Source organism: Streptomyces durhamensis, from assembly GCF_000725475.1.
GTDB lineage: Bacteria > Actinomycetota > Actinomycetes > Streptomycetales > Streptomycetaceae > Streptomyces > Streptomyces filipinensis.
Map to the genome: position 1 here is coordinate 1 of NZ_JNXR01000043.1, position 16,439 is coordinate 16,439.

The window sequence follows — 16,439 nt, forward strand, 5'->3', positions numbered from 1 at the left end:
CCTTGCGGTCATCCAGCGCCTTCCGGCCCGGGTGCCGATGCCGGCGCTGCCGGACAGGCAGCAGCGGCTCGATTCGCGACCACAACTCGTCGTCGACCAGCCACGGTTGGGGATCACGCTTCCTCATGTCCAGGTACTCCTCTGGGTGCACCACCGAGTACGAAGTTGTGTGCACCACAGCTCAGGCCACGTCGGTGTCCCGCTCGATGGCCTGGAGGCGGTTCTGTCGAGCCGCATTGCACCGGCGCGTCTTTGAAGTACCGCACCAAGGGCTGATCGGTAGGGAGCTTCTCCCCAGCCCCGCGTCCCTCTTCCTCTAGTTTCGCCAAGACAAGCACGTAGCTTGCGCGAAAAAAGCGGGATATTCACTTGCCACGGCCCTGGCCTAAACATGCTTTTAGGGAAGGAGCCGAACATGCCCACTGCGGAGCAACTCGCACAAATCAACCCGGTGGACGGTGACGGATCGTCGGTCGTCCAAAACGACGACGGCTCCACCACGACGACGTTCGTTGACGGCACCGTACGCGTCGACGGGACCGACGGCACGGTGATGGTCACCTTCCCGGATTTCTCCGTGCTGAACATCGCGGCCGACGACACCCGGACGCTCAACGACGTCAACGGCAGTCCGCTGGATCCGACGACTGGCGCTCCCCTGTCGGGGCAGGGCGGTGACCAGATCCCGACGCCGCCGGCGACCACGGTGGAGCAACTCACCGACTTCGTGGACGGAGTCCAGGCGATTGGGGACCTCGCCACCGCCCAGGGCATTCTGAAGGGCCTCGGCGTCGCCGCAGTCGTTGACCAGCAGTACGGAGCGCTGTCCGAACTCGCCACGGCCTTCTCCGACGCCCTCAAGGGCGAGGTCTCGCCGGTCAACTGGTTCGCGCAGCCCCTGAAAATGCTGCTCGCCGTGATCAAGGCCATTGAGACCGAGGAGCGTGGCGTGGCGATGCGCTCCTGGTGCTACACCGTCGTCTACGACGCGATGGGGATGGGCGCCCCGCCGGAACCCACGTTCTCAGGAAGCCTGCAGGGTCCCGACCAGGACGCGATCGACAAGAAGTGGTGGGAGGAATCCCTGGGCAAGGCGCAGGAACAACTCGCCGACGGCCAGAACGGAGTCGCGCTGCGCAACCAGGTGCTGCTGCTCATCGCCAAGTGCAACGGTGACCCCAGGGCCGCGGTCACCGAACTGTGGGCCGCCTCGTGCAAGAAGTCCGGCGACGACACCGGTGGCGGACTGCTGGCGTCGTTCCCCCAGCTGTCGTGGCCAGATCCGACCGCCTGAGGGATTCGCCGCTCGGTGGTTGTGGACCTTACTGGACTTGCGGCGGGTGATCTCGTCCTGGCAGAGGATCTGCAGCAAGGCTGCGGCTCCGGCGCCGCCGCTGGTCTCGGGGGCTCGGGATCGGTCTCGGTGTTCAGCGATGGAGGATGGCCTTGCGGTACAGCAGGGCGGCCGCCGGCTCCCTGCCACGGACGTCGCCGGTCTCTCCAGCTCCTTCACCTTGGCCCTCAGCACCCGGCGGCGCGGGCGGCCACGGTCTTGTCGAGGACCAGGCGGTGGTCGGTGCGGCCGGTGACGACCACGCCCGACAGGCGGCGGTCGATGGTCGAGGGCGCGGTGTAGGTGCCCCTTGCGCCAACCGGGCTGCCGCCACAGCCACTCCACGAACGCGGTCAGGCTGCCTGGGGTGATGGCGGGGACGGGGAGTTCGAGCAGGGCACAGAACTGCTCCCCCTGCTTCCAGTCGGCGCGTACACGTCGGAGGTGTTCTTCGCGGCCGGAGGTTCTTCTCGTGCTGCGCGCTGCGCTCCTCCAGTTCCTGGAGCCTGGTGAGCACGTCGAGGCTGAACGTCTCGGCGGTCCCAGCGACCGGACCGGCCGAGGCCGGCAGCACCACGGTGGGCGTCACGACGCGTCGTACGTCCGTGCCCGTCTCGGTTGGCTCCATGATGCTCCGTCACGTTCCTTTGAAATAGCCAATCGGTCCGCGCTTACGAACTGCATGACGGTGATGAGCCGAGCCGCTAAGCTACCCCTCATCGGGCGCTCTCGCGCGCTCGGTCGGGATGCGTTGGGAGTGGCTACGCATCACGCATTGATCGAACGGTGGGCACGCCGGACGCAGCGTCGCCTAACGTTCACGACGGAAGACGGCTCCGGACGCGGTGGTGCCTACCGTCTTGTAAGATCCCGGATCTGCACCACTAGGCAGGTCTCAACCTCCATCCAACTGGGTGGCTTGGTTGAGAGCTGCCCTGCGATCACCGGCCACCTTCCATGAAGAGAAGGCCGGAATGGGTGAGAAGGCCCCTTGGATCCTGACGATCGGACTTGCTGCCGCTCTTGTCGGCGTGCTCGTTGGAATCACGCTCAAGCGCTCATCTCCCGAGGTGCGATTGACGCTTGCATTCATGGTCGCTTTCGGCGTGGCCACCTTCGGCCTTACCGCATGCCAGATCCTGTGGGAGTGAACGGGGCGGCACGGGCGCCGCGGTGGTGGTCTGGTCGTCCGGCAGCGCACCGGACTCAGGCAGCAAGTCGGCCAGTTCCCTGATCCGGTCGGCCAGCATCTCCCAATAGGAGGTACAGGTCAGGCCCGTGTCGATGATGTAGGCAGCGGCTTGAGCCAAGGCGAGGGGCAGGTGTCCCAGCTCGGCTGCGAGGCCGTTGATCTGGTCTGCTGGCTCTTGGCGGTGGTGCGCGGCGAGTACGGCGGTGAGGTAAGCGGCGGCTTCCTGGGGGGTGAACAGGCCCACGGCCACCAGACGCCTGCCTGCTCCGGTCACGGGCTGGGCCCACCGACCCTGCCCCGATACCGCGAGGCGCCCCGCCCACTGCCCGACCTTGTTGCTGAGGCCGCCGTGTTCGAGGAGGTCACGTGGCGGCAGGGCAGCAAAGGCACGATGACCTCGCACTTCACCGTGCTCCAGGTGCGGCCCTCGGGCAAGGAAGCCTGCCGCACCGCCCAGGAACAGTCCGGAGGGCGCAACCGGTAGGACGATGTCCTGCCCTTGCGGACCCTGCTGGTCGAAGAGCCCGAAGAAGCTCACGAGCCGACCGGCTACAGGATGACCAACCTGCCCGCCCCCCCGATCGCCGACCTGGTGCGATGGGCGAAGATGCGCTGGCGGATCGAGCACGACTACCACGAACTCAAGCACGGCCTGGGCCTGGACCACTTCGAAGGCGGCGGCTCGAACCCAAAGCCCAGATGCCGGCCTGACCCTCTACCAGGTCCTCGACGTCCTCCAGGACCTGCTGCGGTGCTGGACCGGCACCTGCACCACCTGCGGCCGACCCCTGCCGACCACCAGAACCAGAACCTAACGAAGCACTACCTAGTCCCGTAGAAGGTTACGCACATGCCGCAGAACCGCGAACCAGCACGATTCGGGATTTTCCATGGCGACGGGGTCGGCTTGGCGCATCCGATGCAAAAGCCTGTCCGCGGCGCCCTCGGGGTCGACGCCCTCGTCGGTGCTGGCGTAGGCGTCGTACTCCGGCCTTTCCTCCTCCAGTGCGTGCAGGAAATACGCCAGGGCGTCGATGCTGCTGTTGAGCAGATGCGGAGCACCGTCCTCCGGGATGCAGTACACGATACCGGTGGCAGTATCGACGATGAGGTCATCAAGGGCGATCCCTCCGAGCGTCAGCCAAGCCGACATGTCGAATGAGCGGTTCGGGTACTTCTCCGCGACGGCCTGCCACGCCTCACCGCCGATCCGCAGGTCACCGTCAAGAAGGAACTGGTCCATCTCGAACCAGCCCACCTGGTCCGGGAGACCGACCTCGCGCAGGAAGACTCGGGTCGGCTCATGCGCGATGGCAGCCAGCACACCGTCGTCCAGAGCGACCAGATCATCGGCGCTGAAGACCGACTCCATTCGAGTCCGGTCGATCAAAGGGCTCATAGAATTCCACACTCTCGGACGGGACGGTCATCGGGCGACCCGATGAATTCCCGTTCGCCCCCTTCGTGATCGTATCGGACACACATGGCGGCGGAGCCGTTCCACTTCCCCCAGCCTCACACCAGGAGATGCCCGCTGCAGGCGGGGTCGCTCAACGTAACGAAACGTAACGAAGCACTACTAGTGTTCTGTCGTTTGCAGTTGTCCGTGTCTCAAAACAAGAGTCGCGCGTCATGCAACAGACATTCTTCTCGGCTGAGGGCTGGGAGTCCTGGGGTCTCGATGACAGGCCGGTGATCCCCGAGGGCATGCCGGTGGAGCCGAAAGCCAGGTACCGGACGTGCCTCTTCTTCGATGCCAAGTCCGCGAGGCAGCAGACGGCCACGACGAGGAGGAAGGGAAGGTTGATGTACCAAGCGACGTGCGGCGCCAGCAGGATGAACTATGAACACCTGATACCCCCCGTATTCCCGATCAACCGGACCTTAGCACCGGCTGTCCTCGGCCCAAGTGGGCTGGAACAAAGGGAAGTCGGCGCTCATGGCGAGGTGGCGAAGCAGAGGGCAGCTAAAGGGTGTTGCACAAGGCCGTGAGCTGGGCATCTCCTAAGGGCTGTCCCGCAAAAGATCTTCAGGAGTCAGCGGTGCGTTACCCCATGACCTCGCGGGCCGCGTCGAGGAACGCCGACCGGTTGTCCTCCAGGTAGTCCCGCACGCTCTCACCGTCGGGCAAGCCATGCCACACGGTCCTGTTGAGGTCGAGGAAGTGCGCGTGTGCGGCGTCATGCACGGCCCAGGGGAATTGGATGCGGAGGAGCCGATCTGCGACCCACAACCTGTACATGACGTCCCGGGTCGTGAGGTACCAGTCATTGGTGTCCTCCCACTCGGGCGGCCGGGTGTAGGCGCATCGTTCCGCCTCTGCCGATACCTCGATGAACCGCTCCAGCAGCGCCAGCCGTTCCGCGCGTCGGGTCTCCGACAACGCGATCCGCTGCCGTTGCTGTTCGGCGCGTTCCGCTGATTGCTGAGTCCTGTGCTGAACGAGGTAGGACAACACGCCGCCGAGGACAACGCCGCCCAACGATATGAGTGACACCCAGATCTGACCTGCCATGACGATCATCGTTCCACAGCGTCTGCCTTTGAGACGATCTCGCTGTGGCTGCTGTGATCACGGCGTCCGAGCCGTCCTGGATAGCCCCGGTCGAGCGGCCCACGCCGAACCAGCAGGCCAGCACGTCATGGGTGGTGCCATGGCGCAGATTGACCAGTGTCGCCAGCAAGCGGTCGACGAAGACGAACTTGTGCTTCGCCCCGGCTCCGACCGCCCGCCGCTGCGGTCGAGTCGCGAGCCGAGCGTGATGCTGCTCGTGCCACAACGGCCCCACCTCAGCAATGAGTTCTCCGATCACCTCCGGCGACAGCCCCATAACCCGGTACTCCGCCACGATCAACTCACGCGCCCCAGCCCCCATCATGGACAGTTCAACGAGCCGCCCGGGCGCCGAGCCACGGCCGACCATGCACGAGGTCGTTAGTTGAGGCTTCGCGCCACCAGCGCCGTCAGCGTAGCCAGCGCATGTGAGGCCGAGGGAAGCCGGACTCGGGCCCAGGACGTCTCCGGCCAGCTGGCTTCCAGCTCCCACTGGTCACCGCAGTCCCCCGCGCGCTGGATCTCGGCGATGAATGACACCTCGCGGCCCCAGTAGACAGCTCCGAGGATCAGCCGACGCAAGCGTGTACCGCCGATTGAGTAGGTGAGCGTACCGTCGGGCTCGAACCCATCCTCCGAATTCGGTGCCCAGCTGTATGTCCCGAGCCAGCGCGGGGCCTCCGAGTCCAAGGCGTCATGTTCCTGCACCGGAGCCTCGTCGTCGAAATCTGACGCGAGCGTTCGCACGGCCTGCAGCACCACGCGTCGTACCTCTGTCATGTCGCGTTGGTAGTCATCCCGCGGGCCCCAGCCCGAGAGCGATCCGGTGTTCTTGACTATCGTCACCTGAGCCGCGCGGAGCCACAGATCAAGTTCCTCTGCGAGGGCGTCGATGCTCAGCCGGTCATCGGGGTCGTTCCTGGTTGCGGCTTCGAGTACATGCTCAAGGGCATCCAGAGCGTCGTGGTCCCCCTTCCAGCCGCGGTTGAGGTCGTAATCCACGGCTCCGGCGCGGAACGTTCCAGGTAGGGGCAGCACGCCAAGGGGATGGATGTATGCAGAGAGGGTCTGGGCCAGCGAGTAGACATCGGCCTGACGCCCGTCCTCCCGCTCAGACATGCTGCGCATCTCTGGGGCCATGAACCAAAGCGGTCCGAGCTTCTCGCCCACTTCGGTGCCGCTTGCCTCACCCCAGTAGGCGATGCCGAAGTCCGCAAGCACGGGTCCGCCGTCGTACCAGAAAAGGTTGTCCGGCTTGATATCACGGTGGTAGATCCCCCGGGCGGCGAGTTCGCCGAGGGTTTGTGCGAGAGCCAGCACGTGCCCGACGATCTGCTGCAGCGCGATCGCCTCTGTGAAAGCGGACTGGAGCAGCTGGGCCTTCGGCATCACGTACCAGCTGGGTTCTTCGCCGGCATCGATGTCGAGGACCGGAAGGACTCTTGCCAGGCCTTCCCTTGTGAGCTGCTGCATCTGGAGGGCCTCGTTGTAGAAGCGCTGGGCGCGAGGCGTACCGGACTTGGCTGACCGGTACTTCAAAACTGCTTCGGTACCGGTCGCTTGACATCTGACGCGCCGGACGAAGGGCTTGTTCGATCCGGCGATCAGTGGGCCGAGGTTCCGCCAGCCTGGGACATCGTCGTTGTAGTACGCCTTGGACACCTGCTCAGAGTAGAGATCTGGTGGCGGGGAGAGCTGGTGAACCTTGGAACGATCACGGTTTGCATCGTGGAGCCAGGCACTAGGGTCCGCGTTCAAAGATCATCTCGTGATGGATCACGGTGGGTGTGATACGCCGCCATGAACTCACCGACAGTGCACGCCGCGGAGTGGTGTCGTGTACACGCTGGCGCCGGAAGCATCAGGCTTGCCCGCGCGTCGCTGATCTGGCCCACCCGGCACGTGCCCGGAGCGGGTTCGCCCAGGCGGATGTGCTGCCGCATGGCCTCCTGGAACACCCGGTCGGTCCCTGCGGCGTAGTAGGCAGCAGCGTAGGGATTGTCTTCCAGGAACCGGATGGTGGCTGCCCGGTTGCGGAACGCATCGCGCGCGGCGGCAGCGGGCTCCCACGCCTGGGCTTGCTTTCGCCCGCGTTCCTTCTTGATCCTGCTCGCCCTGCCCATCACCCACGCCATCCCGAGTACTGGAATCCGGCCCCTGAACACCGAGAAGCGTGCCACCCCGACGAGCGGCCTGGACCGGCATGCCGGTCACCGTCCCGCACGGCGGGACGCCGGCCGGGGTCGGTGCTTTGCCGGTCCCGTGCTGCGGGACGCGTCGCTTCCTAGGTGCAGCAGCCCAGTGGCGCGGATCCGCTCACCCTCGAGGACGAGAAGATCGCAGGGAGGTAGGCAGCACGGATCTTGAAGGGCACGATCAACCTCCGTCGACTCGTGCCCTCGACGTTCGGCATGCCGGTGGCGAATGGCCGGGATGCGGCTGCGTGCCTTCGGGGGTTTCAGCGGGTCCTGAAGCGGCGGTAGAGGTTGCGGGCCACGTACACGCCGGGGCCGCCGAATCCGATGATGTCGACGCGTCCGTCCCCGGTGATGTCGGCGAGGAAGCGGGGGTGGCGGTCGACTCGCCAGGCGCCGGCGTCGTCGTTGTGGCCGAAGCCGCGGCATACCAGCTGGGCCTGGTCGAAGCGGCCGTCGCCGCGGTTGTGTGACACCCAGACTCCCTCGTCGCCGAAGCCGACGATATCCGGGGTGCCGTCGCCGGTGACGTCGGTCAGGAAGCGCAGGTGCTTGGTGGCCGTCCACCCTTGGGCGTGCCCGAAGTCGTTCAGGATGAGCTTGGATGGTTCGAACGTGCCGTCGCCGCGCCCGCGGGCGACGACGACGCCTTGCGGGCCGAACCCGACGATGTCCACTGCTCCGACGTTTGTGGTGCTGATCAGGGAGCGGGGATGTTCCTTGACCGAGGTCCACCCTTGGTCGGTGCCGAAGTCGTCGAGGACGTACAGGGGCTCGGCGAAGGTGCCGTCTTCGTCTTGGAGGGAGATCCAGACGCCGTCGTCGTGGCAGCCGACGATGTCAACGCGCCCGTCACCGGTGGTGTCGATGAGGAATCGGGGATGCTTGTCCGCAAGCCAGCCACCGGCCTGCTGGCCGTGACCGAACGCCTTGAGGACCAGCTTGCCGCCCGCGGGCGTGAACACCCCCGCCTCATCCTGAGCGGACACCCGGACACCGTCGGTGGCCAGCACCACGACGTCGGGCCTGCCGTCGCCCGTCGTGTCCACGAGAGTCCACAGGTCCGCGGGACTCGCGGAGGACGCGGCCGGGTGCAGGATGCGCTCGGCATCTTCGAAGGTGCCGTCGCCCTCGCTGGACGACGTCACGGCCCCCTTCGCAGGCTTGAGCCCAACGATGTCCGCCCGTCCCGCTCGCGTAGCGGCGAGGAACCGCGCACCGAGCCCGGCCCACCAGCCGGACTGACCGCCGGGAGAGGGGCTCGGCCCGTCGCTCTTCCAGCCGCCGGCGTCCTGATCGCTGCCGAACCGTGTGAGGACCAGCAGCATGTCGCTGAAGGAGGGCGTCGCATCGGGCGTGGGGCGCAGTGCGGTCGAGCGGGCCAGCCGCCAGGACCGGCGGCCGTTCCAGTGGCTCAGGGCGCCCCAGCGCAGCACGGGGTCGCTGGTGCGCTCGGGCTCAGCCGTGACGAACCGCCACCGCTGGCTCGCCGCGTTCTCGTCGTACGCGCGCAGGATGACCCGGGTGTCGTCCGGGCCGGGGTCGGCGAGGTCGAGAACGGCACCGTCGGTGACGCCCTCGATGAAGTACAGGCCCGCTTCACCCGCGACGGGCACGACGTGCCACTGCTGGCCCTTCCTGCCGACGGTGGCGTCCCACTGGCGAACCCCGCGGTCGGCGGCGGCGGAATTGTCGAGCACCTTGCCCCCGGCCGCGTTGCGGATCACATAAGCCTGTTCTTCCTGCGCCTGTCCGCCTTGCCCGGGCTGCACAGGAGTGAGCTGCCACTGCTGCGGGCCCGGGCCGTTCTCGGGGAAGTCGCGGACGACAAGCGCCCCGTCCGTGCCTGGCGTGGCCTTGGTGCCGAGGGTCTTGCCCGTGGCGGCGTTGACGATCTGAAGTTTCAGTTCTTGCGTGGGCACGTGCATCGTGGTGCCTCTTCCAGGCGGTTGGGGCGTCGGCTCGGGGCAGGTGTGGCGCGGCGGTGGCTGCGGATCACGTGAAGACGTGGTGGTAGGGGACGTCCCACTCGTTGGGCAGCCGCGGGTAGAACGTGTTGATCACCGTCCCGGTGAAGTCCCCGCCCCAGTTGTAGGTGACGCGCACCTCGCTGTCGGTCGTCACCGCGAAGTCCTTGAAGCCGAGGATGGCGTCGGGGTGGGTGATCGGCACGAAGGTGATCCCGCCCCACGGTGTCACCGTGACGACCCAGAGCTGGGTGTCCTCGGGTGCGCCGTTCTTCCCGCGCCAGTTGTCGCCCACCTTGTCGGGCAGGCCCACCTGGACGGTGTCGGCCGAGCTCTTGGGGGCATCGCGGTGGACGGTGATGCGCCTGCGCTGCGGCTTGGGCACGCCGTCGTCGCCGCGGCCGGCGTCGGCTTGGCCCGCGGCGGCGGGCTTGGGCGGCACTGGGCCCGCGGCGCTTTCGATGAAGTACAGCGGTCGCTGCCCGAAGAACCCGGCGGGGGTGATGTGCCAGAGGTGGCCGTTCGCCTCCTTGGTGGCCGGCTCGAGCGCCGTGGCGAGCTTGACGCCCTTGTCGTGGCTGTCCGCCTTCAGCTCGGCGGGCCGCAGGTAGCCGCCGTTGAAGGCGTGGACGAGCATGACTGGCCGGTTCTCGATCAGCGCCGCCACGATCGCGTTGTCGTAGCTGTTCACCGCCACCGGGCCGCCGACCACCAGATTCGTCAGCGTCGTGCGTTCTTGGGTGTACATCGCGAAAACCTCACCTCTTCTGGATGCGGGGAACAACCCGTCGGACACTCAGCGCCGTGCACGCCGGGAAGAAATTGAAGGCAGCAGAATCACCCTCAGTCGAAACGATTCGAAAAAGCCGCCATGACCGAAACGAGTGCCGCCATCCACGACAACGCCCGAGGTCACAGAGCCTGGGTACCCCAATGTGAAGAGCCGCCCGCCGAGCAACCGACAGTTTCACAACGTACCCTTATATTGGGCGAGTTGAGCAACCGGAGAACCTTAATCACTCGATTGAGGGTGATGCCCGTTGGGTGCCTTCCCTGGGGAATTAGGCGCGTGATAGTTTCGATTGTCGGATCGCGCACAGATGTCTGTTTCTCATTCGCAAGGCGCGGTTCAATCCCGAATCAGTTGAGGACGGGGAATGTCTTCTACCGCGTATCTCCTGGAACGTGCCAAGCGTCAGCCGCTGACGAAGAGGAACCTGCGGGAACTGGACATCGAGCAGACGTGGCAGGCCATCCTGAACCACCCCAATCTGGTCTACGTCGATACCAACGGTGTCAAGCACAAGCCCGTCGGGTTCTCCGTGAACAAGTCGAGTTTCGGGAGCTTTCCCGGGACGGCGTCCCAGCTGGGCTGGCTCGCCTACATGAACCTCGGGGAGCCGCTGATCGAGGAGCGCGGCAACATCAGCCAGCCCCCGCCTGAGACGTTCTCCTCGCGCACCTACGTCAACCGCAGCCAGGCGACGGAGATGACCTTCACCGACTCGGTCGACTTCACCGTGTCGAACGGGGTCAACTGGTCGCTGCACGGGGAGGCCAAGCTCACCTTCGGCGGCAGCGTCAGCGCCCAGCTCCAGCTGCAGCTGCAGAACCAGCTGCGGATGGACCTGCAGTCCCAGCTCGGCACGCAGCTGCGCAACGACATGACGAACAAGAACACGACCACTGTGACCAACAAGAACAGCAAGGACAACCTGGGCGTCGACAACGTCAACGCCACCGAGGCGGGCACGACGAACTCGGCCGGCAACTCCGCGACGAACACGGTGACGACCTCGGTGGGATTCAACACCACGGGCAGCGCCACCGGGAGCGCGACGCTCAACGCCTCGCTGCTGCTGGGCATTTCGGCTTCCGTCGGCGGCTCCCTGACCACCAGCTGGGCCTCGAAGTCGCAGATCTCCGGCAAGGTGCCGGCGGACTCTCGTGTGCAGACCATCGTCACGCAGCGGCGTACCCGCAAGCAGTACACCTACGAGATCCCGGTGACCTTCTCCGGACTTGTCGCGGTGAAGTACGACGTGCCGGTGACGGTCCTGTCTCCCCCGCAGCCCGGGACCTACCCCGGCCTCGACGGGCTGGTCGCCCGCGACATCGGCGACATCGACCTGGCCGGCGGCGGCTTCCGGATGAAGGGACTGGCCGAGGTCGTCTCCGCCCTGGAGGTCGACCACACGATGCTCGACGTCGAGAACCTGACCTACAGCCCACGAGCCTCCTACAAGCAGCCTTGACCGGCGGGCACCGCCACTACGACGACCTGGGATGACGACCATGGTGTTCGACAACATCTTCGGCTCCGCGGGCAAGAGCGCGGGCCTCTTCTCGGTTACCACCGACGCCTCCAAGCCACAGCCCGGCGCAGGCGTCGACTTCGAGGACGCCGACGACGACACGTACGACGACACGAGCACAAGCCTGTTCAACACCGCGATCCACGGGGCGTCCTCCCGCGCGAAGGTCGTACAGGAGACATCGCCCGAAGCGCGGGCCGTCCTGGGCTTCCTGGGCTCCTTCATCCGGACAACGCAGGCATCAGCCGGTGCACAGGCCCAGTACGCCCAGGACCCCGGCTCGGTGTCCCAGGCCGCCGCCGCAGGCATGCAGACGTCCAGTACGACGGTGACCGAGCACAGCGGCCTGCAAAAGGACGAGGACCTGGAGAACCGGCCCAAGAAGAGCGACTTCACCAAGCCCCCCAAGACCCCGGAAACGCCCACGGCTTCCAAGCCGACCGCCCAGGAACCGGGGCTGCCCAGGACTCCCAAGACGCTCAAGTCGACCGACGAGGGCTCATCTGGTTCCACCTGACGCACGCACTTCCAAGGGGTCAGGGGCGAGTCCGCCCCTGACCCCTTGTGCGTTATACGGGGAGCAGTTGCCACTGCCGGCCGTGGTGGTCGCCCCCAGCACCGTCCTGCCGGACCGCCGTGGGGGCGTTGGTATCCACGCGCAGGAGCAGTCCGCTGTTGCGGTTGGCGATCTCATACACCCGCGGGCTGCCGTTCGCCGGGCCCACCGGGATCAGCCTCCACTGCTGATGGTGCGCGTCAGCACCCTCGTAGGCGCGCTGCGCGACCACCGCCCCGGATGCCTCGCCTGCTCCGACGACCTCCAGGACCTTGCCGCTGCGCACGTTCTCGAACCGGTACAAGACATCGCCGTTGTCCTGGCCCGCCGCGACCAGCCGCCACCGCTGGTGATCCCTCGGGACGGCGAGCAGCTGGTGGATCTCGGCCCCGTCCTTGGTGGACTCACGCAGAACCGACATCCGCAGCCTGCTGCGGACGTTGGCCCAGGACACCATCGTGCCCGACTCAGGCAGCCCGGCCAGCCTCGCCGACGTGATCTTCCGGATCCGGTTGTTGAGATGGTCGGCGATGTAGAGGGTGTCGACGCAGTCCACAGCGAGCCCGAACGGGTTGTACAGCTGGGCGGAAACGGCCGGGCCCCCGTCACCGCTGAACCCCGCGGCGCCCGTGCCGGCGACCGTGCTGATCTTCCCGTCCGGCGCGATTTTCCGGACCCGGTGGTTGTTGTAGTCGGAGACGTAGACAGTGCCGGTGCTGTCTACCACCACCCCCAAGGGGAGGTTCAGCTTTGCTGATGGCGCCGGCCCGCCGTCACCGCTGAACCCCGCAGTGCCCGTGCCCGCGACCGTGCTGATCTTCCCGTCGGCCGTGATCTTCCGGACCCGGTGGTTATCGCCATCGGTGATGTAGAGCTCGTCCGCACTGTCCACCGCCAGTGCGTACGGGCGGCTCAGCTGCGCTGAACCCGCCGGACCACCGTCTCCCTTGAAACCCGGGGATCCGGTCCCAGCGACGGTGCTGATCTTCCCGTCCGCGGTAACCCTCCGGACCCGGTGGTTACTGTGGTCGGAGATATAGAGGACGCCGGTGCTGTCCACCGCCACCCCCAACGGGTAGTTCAACACTGCGGCGGTGGCGGGGCCGCCGTCGCCGCTGAACCCCGCAGTGCCCGTGCCGGCGACCGTGCTGATCTTCCCGTCGGCCGTGATCTTCCGGACCCGGTGGTTACCTGCGTCCGTGATGTACACGGTGCCTGCGCTGTCCACCGCCACCTCACGCGGGCAGTTCAGCTGGGCCGAGAGGGCAGGGCCATTGTCCCCGCCGAATCCTGCGACCCCGGTCCCCGCGACCGTGGTGATCTTCCCGTCTGTCGTGATCTTCCGGACCCGGTGATTGTTGTAGTCGGAGAAGTAGAGAGTGCCGGTGCTGTCCACCGCAATCCCGTACGGACGGTTCAACTTCGCCGAGACGGCGGGGTCATTGTCCCCGCTGAATCCCGCGGTCCCGGTCCCCGCGACCGTACTGATCGGAGGGGCGGAGCCCTCACCACCTGCGACTGCCGCCTGAGCAGTGGTCATCGTTGTCCCTTCACCATTCGACAGACCGTCCCTCGCAGCCGATCCCCACACTCCTGGTCCACTGTCATACCGCGCCCCTCGTACCGAGATCGGATCGTCTTCGCCCGCCCGGAGGCGAACCGCAAGACCGATCCTCCCGCCGGCCGGAAAGGGCAGAAATGGGAATGTGTGTACAAACAGGATTTCAGGACACGCCCCGCCCGAAAGCAGGATGGTTTCTCCCCCGGCCGCGCGAGACCAGGCCTCCCAGTCCGGCTCCAGGAAGCAGGCTGAGAGACGATCACCCACACGAGGTGCTGCATGACTTACCGCTCAACGGGTCGCCTGTATCCGGGCCTCCAGGGCGGGATACATGAGACACGCCGCCCGCTACCGTCCGGCGCGAGGTCAGATGACTATGAGAGGAGTCGCGCACCCGGTGAACCTCTTTCGCAATCGACCGCATTACGTGACAACACATTGCCAACTAAACTGCCGCCCTTTTGCCAACTACACGGCGACACATCCTTCAACCCAGCGACAACCGGCCCCGCTCTTTGCCAACAAAGCTGCATTGTCACAGCGATGACCAGAACCGTGGCGCCGTTACCTGATCGGGTGATAGCGCCACACCTGTTGCGCGCGGTAGCGTCCTCTGCGCTGCTGCTGAGCTGCACCGATCCTCATCGGATCACGCTGCGCAACGGTCGCCCCCGCTAGAAGCGACTATGTCGCCGTGGTCAGCACTGTCCTGCCGTCGTACGGTCACGATGTCGCCGTCACAGATCGCCGCGTCGATCATGGAGCGTTGCCGGTCACAGCACTAGGCGGTGTATCGAAAGTGGATCTTGAGCTGTGAATGATCGCGGTTCATGGGTCGGGGAGATCTCACGGACGAACAGTGGGCGGGGCTGGAGCCGTTGTTGCCGAAGGGCACGAGGGTTGGGCGGCCACCCATCTGGCCTCGGCGGCAGTTGATCGACGGCATACGGTTCCGCGTCCGAACCGGTGTTCCGTCGTGGAGACCGGTCGACCGGCCGTCATGGAACCGGACCCGGTGCCGGCCGAGCTCGTCCTGCCGCGCGTGGTCGCCGCGGGAATCCGGGCCGCGCCGTCGAGCGGCTGGACGCCCCGCTCCGACGGCTCGCCGTTCGAGCTGCGCCTTTCCCCCGCCGGCCGACCGGGACGGAGCGCCGGAGGGTCCAAGAAATGGTTTGCCGACCCGGTGGCTGTGTGTCACCGTTCGGCCTGGACCGGCAGTTGATCATCGACGGCCGGTCGATGCCGACATGTCGGCGCCCTCTCGGGGATCCACCGGAGAGGTGACGAAACGATGGGAACCGGTGCCGTGGGGAAGAATTACGAGGACGAGTGTCGCCGGTCGTTGGCCGAGGAGCAGGCGAGGAGCCTTGCCGGGACCAACGACTGGGAACATGTGGACAGGGAGCGGGTCCACCAGGACTGGGACGTCCTGTACCGGGAGATGACGGCTTTCCTGGACGGCGGCTCCCTGCCAGGGGACCAGCAGATCCAGGAGCTCGTCCGCAGGCACTTCGACATCGTTAGCCGGTTCTACACCCCCTCCAGGGAGGCTTACATCGGCATGTCGCTCTTCTACGCCGAGGACGAGGCCATGAGGGCGTTCCACGATTCCTACCACCCCGGGATGGTGGAGTTCCTGGGCGCCGCGATCAAGGTGTTCGCCGAGCAGGGGAGCGGGTTCGCCCCCAGCGCAGGGGCCGAGGCTTCGGCGTAGTCGGGCGGCACGGGCCAGCACATGCATGGACGGGGTAGGCCCCAGGGCTGTCGCAGCCCCTGGGAGGAGGAAGCAGAGACCGGGGTCTCGGGCTGGTGCCGGGGCAACATCGTGCGTGAGGACGACTTCGTCTGCGTCTTCTGCGGGAGCGATCTGCCCGCGGCGTGGAACGTGGATCCCGCTGCGCGAGACCGCGGGTCACAGCCACTCGTTAATGGTCGCGACGAGGACGGTCGCCTCGTAGCGGACGGGCAGCTTGTCGTACCGCGTGGCGACAGCGCGATGTCTCTTGAGGCGGTTGATCCCGCACTCGACCGCGTGACGCTCGCGGTAGTCGGCCGGGTCGCATCGCGGCGGCCGGCCGCCGCGGGAGCCGAGCTTCCGGCGGTTGCGCGCCTGGTCGGCCTTGTCTGGGATGGTGCAGCGGATCCCGCGTCGGCGCAGATGGGCGCGGTTCTTGCGGGAGGCGTACGCCTTGTCGGCCCGCACCCGGTCGGGGCGGAGGCGTGGCCGGCCCGGCCCGATGCGAGGCACGCGGATCTTCCCCAACACGGGCTCGAACTGAGGCGAGTCGCCGCGCTGACCGGCCGTGACCACGATCGCCATGGGCTTCTGACCGTGCTCGACAGCCAGGTGCAGCTTGGTGGTGAACCCGCCGCGCGAACGTCCCAGCCCGTGATCGCCGGGCTCGGTCAACACGCCACCCGGTGGTTGAGCTCGGCACACCGTGGAGTCGACGCTCAGGTCCCATGTGATCGCAGCCAGATGGGTGGCCGTCGGACCCTCGTGCCCTTCGGCAACAACGGCTCCAGCACCGCCCACTGTTCGTCCGTGAGATCTCCCCGACCCATGAACCGAGATCATTCACAGCTCAAGATGCTGGTTCTTCTCCGGTGGTGGCATCGGCGGGCGACGGCTCAGTGGTGTCTGCACCAGTGGGACCAGTTCAGTGCGCCCTCGCCGCCGTCGCCGCATGACAGGTTCTCCTGGAACAGCTGTGCCCGCTGGGCGACGAGCGGCAGCCGGGCGTCGTCCGCCACCACCGGCCGGGC

At 66.5% G+C, this 16,439-nt stretch carries 13 protein-coding genes and 5 pseudogenes; 7 read left to right on the forward strand and 11 right to left on the reverse strand.

The window, feature by feature from the left end:
* The first annotated feature begins 415 nt into the window (after window positions 1–415).
* The 3 genes and pseudogenes from IO33_RS0138925 to IO33_RS54285 all read left to right on the forward strand — a co-directional run.
* Entirely contained in the window at window positions 416–1,294 is an 879-nt protein-coding gene (locus tag IO33_RS0138925) for a hypothetical protein (protein ID WP_031173843.1), read from the forward strand.
* A 1,013-nt stretch (window positions 1,295–2,307) separates the two neighbouring features.
* Window positions 2,308–2,484, forward strand: coding sequence for a hypothetical protein (locus IO33_RS54280; RefSeq protein ID WP_425348001.1), 177 nt, complete (start codon window positions 2,308–2,310; stop codon window positions 2,482–2,484).
* A 315-nt stretch (window positions 2,485–2,799) separates the two neighbouring features.
* Window positions 2,800–3,201, forward strand: a pseudogene (locus tag IO33_RS54285) (IS701 family transposase); the annotation flags it as partial.
* 150 nt (window positions 3,202–3,351) lie between these two features.
* On the opposite strand, the gene IO33_RS0138940 reads toward IO33_RS54285, so the two are convergent.
* From IO33_RS0138940 to IO33_RS0138970, 7 genes and pseudogenes are all read right to left on the reverse strand, one after another.
* On the reverse strand, window positions 3,352–3,924 hold the full coding sequence (locus IO33_RS0138940; protein ID WP_051927231.1) for an SUKH-4 family immunity protein: 573 nt from the start codon (window positions 3,922–3,924) through the stop codon (window positions 3,352–3,354).
* 648 nt (window positions 3,925–4,572) lie between these two features.
* Window positions 4,573–5,049, reverse strand: a complete 477-nt coding sequence (locus tag IO33_RS0138950) for a hypothetical protein (RefSeq protein ID WP_031173846.1) — start codon at window positions 5,047–5,049, stop codon at window positions 4,573–4,575.
* A gap of 121 nt (window positions 5,050–5,170) precedes the next feature.
* Window positions 5,171–5,449, reverse strand: a pseudogene (locus IO33_RS49855) (hypothetical protein); the annotation flags it as partial.
* A gap of 11 nt (window positions 5,450–5,460) precedes the next feature.
* Window positions 5,461–6,741, reverse strand: coding sequence for a protein kinase domain-containing protein (locus IO33_RS0138955; protein ID WP_157858005.1), 1,281 nt, complete (start codon window positions 6,739–6,741; stop codon window positions 5,461–5,463).
* A 92-nt stretch (window positions 6,742–6,833) separates the two neighbouring features.
* Window positions 6,834–7,214: a hypothetical protein gene (locus IO33_RS0138960; protein WP_031173848.1), complete on the reverse strand. Its 381-nt coding sequence runs from the start codon at window positions 7,212–7,214 to the stop codon at window positions 6,834–6,836.
* Between the two features lie 323 nt (window positions 7,215–7,537).
* Entirely contained in the window at window positions 7,538–9,202 is a 1,665-nt protein-coding gene (locus IO33_RS0138965) for an FG-GAP-like repeat-containing protein (protein ID WP_031173849.1), read from the reverse strand.
* Between the two features lie 67 nt (window positions 9,203–9,269).
* Complete coding sequence (locus IO33_RS0138970) at window positions 9,270–9,989, reverse strand: hypothetical protein (protein WP_031173850.1); 720 nt, start codon at window positions 9,987–9,989, stop codon at window positions 9,270–9,272.
* A gap of 409 nt (window positions 9,990–10,398) precedes the next feature.
* Between IO33_RS0138970 and IO33_RS0138975 the strand changes: the two genes are divergently transcribed.
* Both IO33_RS0138975 and IO33_RS0138980 read left to right on the forward strand, forming a co-directional pair.
* The gene (locus IO33_RS0138975; protein WP_031173851.1) at window positions 10,399–11,496 is read left to right on the forward strand and encodes a hypothetical protein; all 1,098 of its coding nucleotides are present in this window, start codon (window positions 10,399–10,401) and stop codon (window positions 11,494–11,496) included.
* A gap of 40 nt (window positions 11,497–11,536) precedes the next feature.
* Complete coding sequence (locus tag IO33_RS0138980; RefSeq protein ID WP_037687123.1) at window positions 11,537–12,073, forward strand: hypothetical protein; 537 nt, start codon at window positions 11,537–11,539, stop codon at window positions 12,071–12,073.
* A gap of 52 nt (window positions 12,074–12,125) precedes the next feature.
* Here IO33_RS0138980 and IO33_RS0138985 read toward each other — a convergent pair whose 3' ends face one another.
* Both IO33_RS0138985 and IO33_RS49860 read right to left on the reverse strand, forming a co-directional pair.
* Window positions 12,126–13,652: an NHL domain-containing protein gene (locus IO33_RS0138985; RefSeq protein WP_031173853.1), complete on the reverse strand. Its 1,527-nt coding sequence runs from the start codon at window positions 13,650–13,652 to the stop codon at window positions 12,126–12,128.
* Window positions 13,653–14,349: 697 nt separating this feature from the next.
* Window positions 14,350–14,436 (reverse strand): annotated as a pseudogene (locus IO33_RS49860) (LexA family protein); the annotation flags it as partial.
* 67 nt (window positions 14,437–14,503) lie between these two features.
* On the opposite strand from IO33_RS49860, the pseudogene IO33_RS54290 reads away from it, so the two are divergent.
* Window positions 14,504–14,683, forward strand: a pseudogene (locus tag IO33_RS54290) (transposase); the annotation flags it as partial.
* 281 nt (window positions 14,684–14,964) lie between these two features.
* Window positions 14,965–15,387 (forward strand): TipAS antibiotic-recognition domain-containing protein, encoded by a 423-nt coding sequence (locus tag IO33_RS0138990; RefSeq protein WP_037687115.1) that lies wholly within the window; start codon window positions 14,965–14,967, stop codon window positions 15,385–15,387.
* Between the two features lie 198 nt (window positions 15,388–15,585).
* Here the strand turns inward: IO33_RS0138990 and IO33_RS48410 are convergent.
* Together IO33_RS48410 and IO33_RS53665 are read right to left on the reverse strand one after the other, a co-directional pair.
* Window positions 15,586–16,238: pseudogene (locus IO33_RS48410) on the reverse strand (IS5 family transposase).
* A gap of 66 nt (window positions 16,239–16,304) precedes the next feature.
* Complete coding sequence (locus IO33_RS53665) at window positions 16,305–16,430, reverse strand: hypothetical protein (protein WP_280921958.1); 126 nt, start codon at window positions 16,428–16,430, stop codon at window positions 16,305–16,307.
* Window positions 16,431–16,439 lie beyond the last annotated feature (9 nt).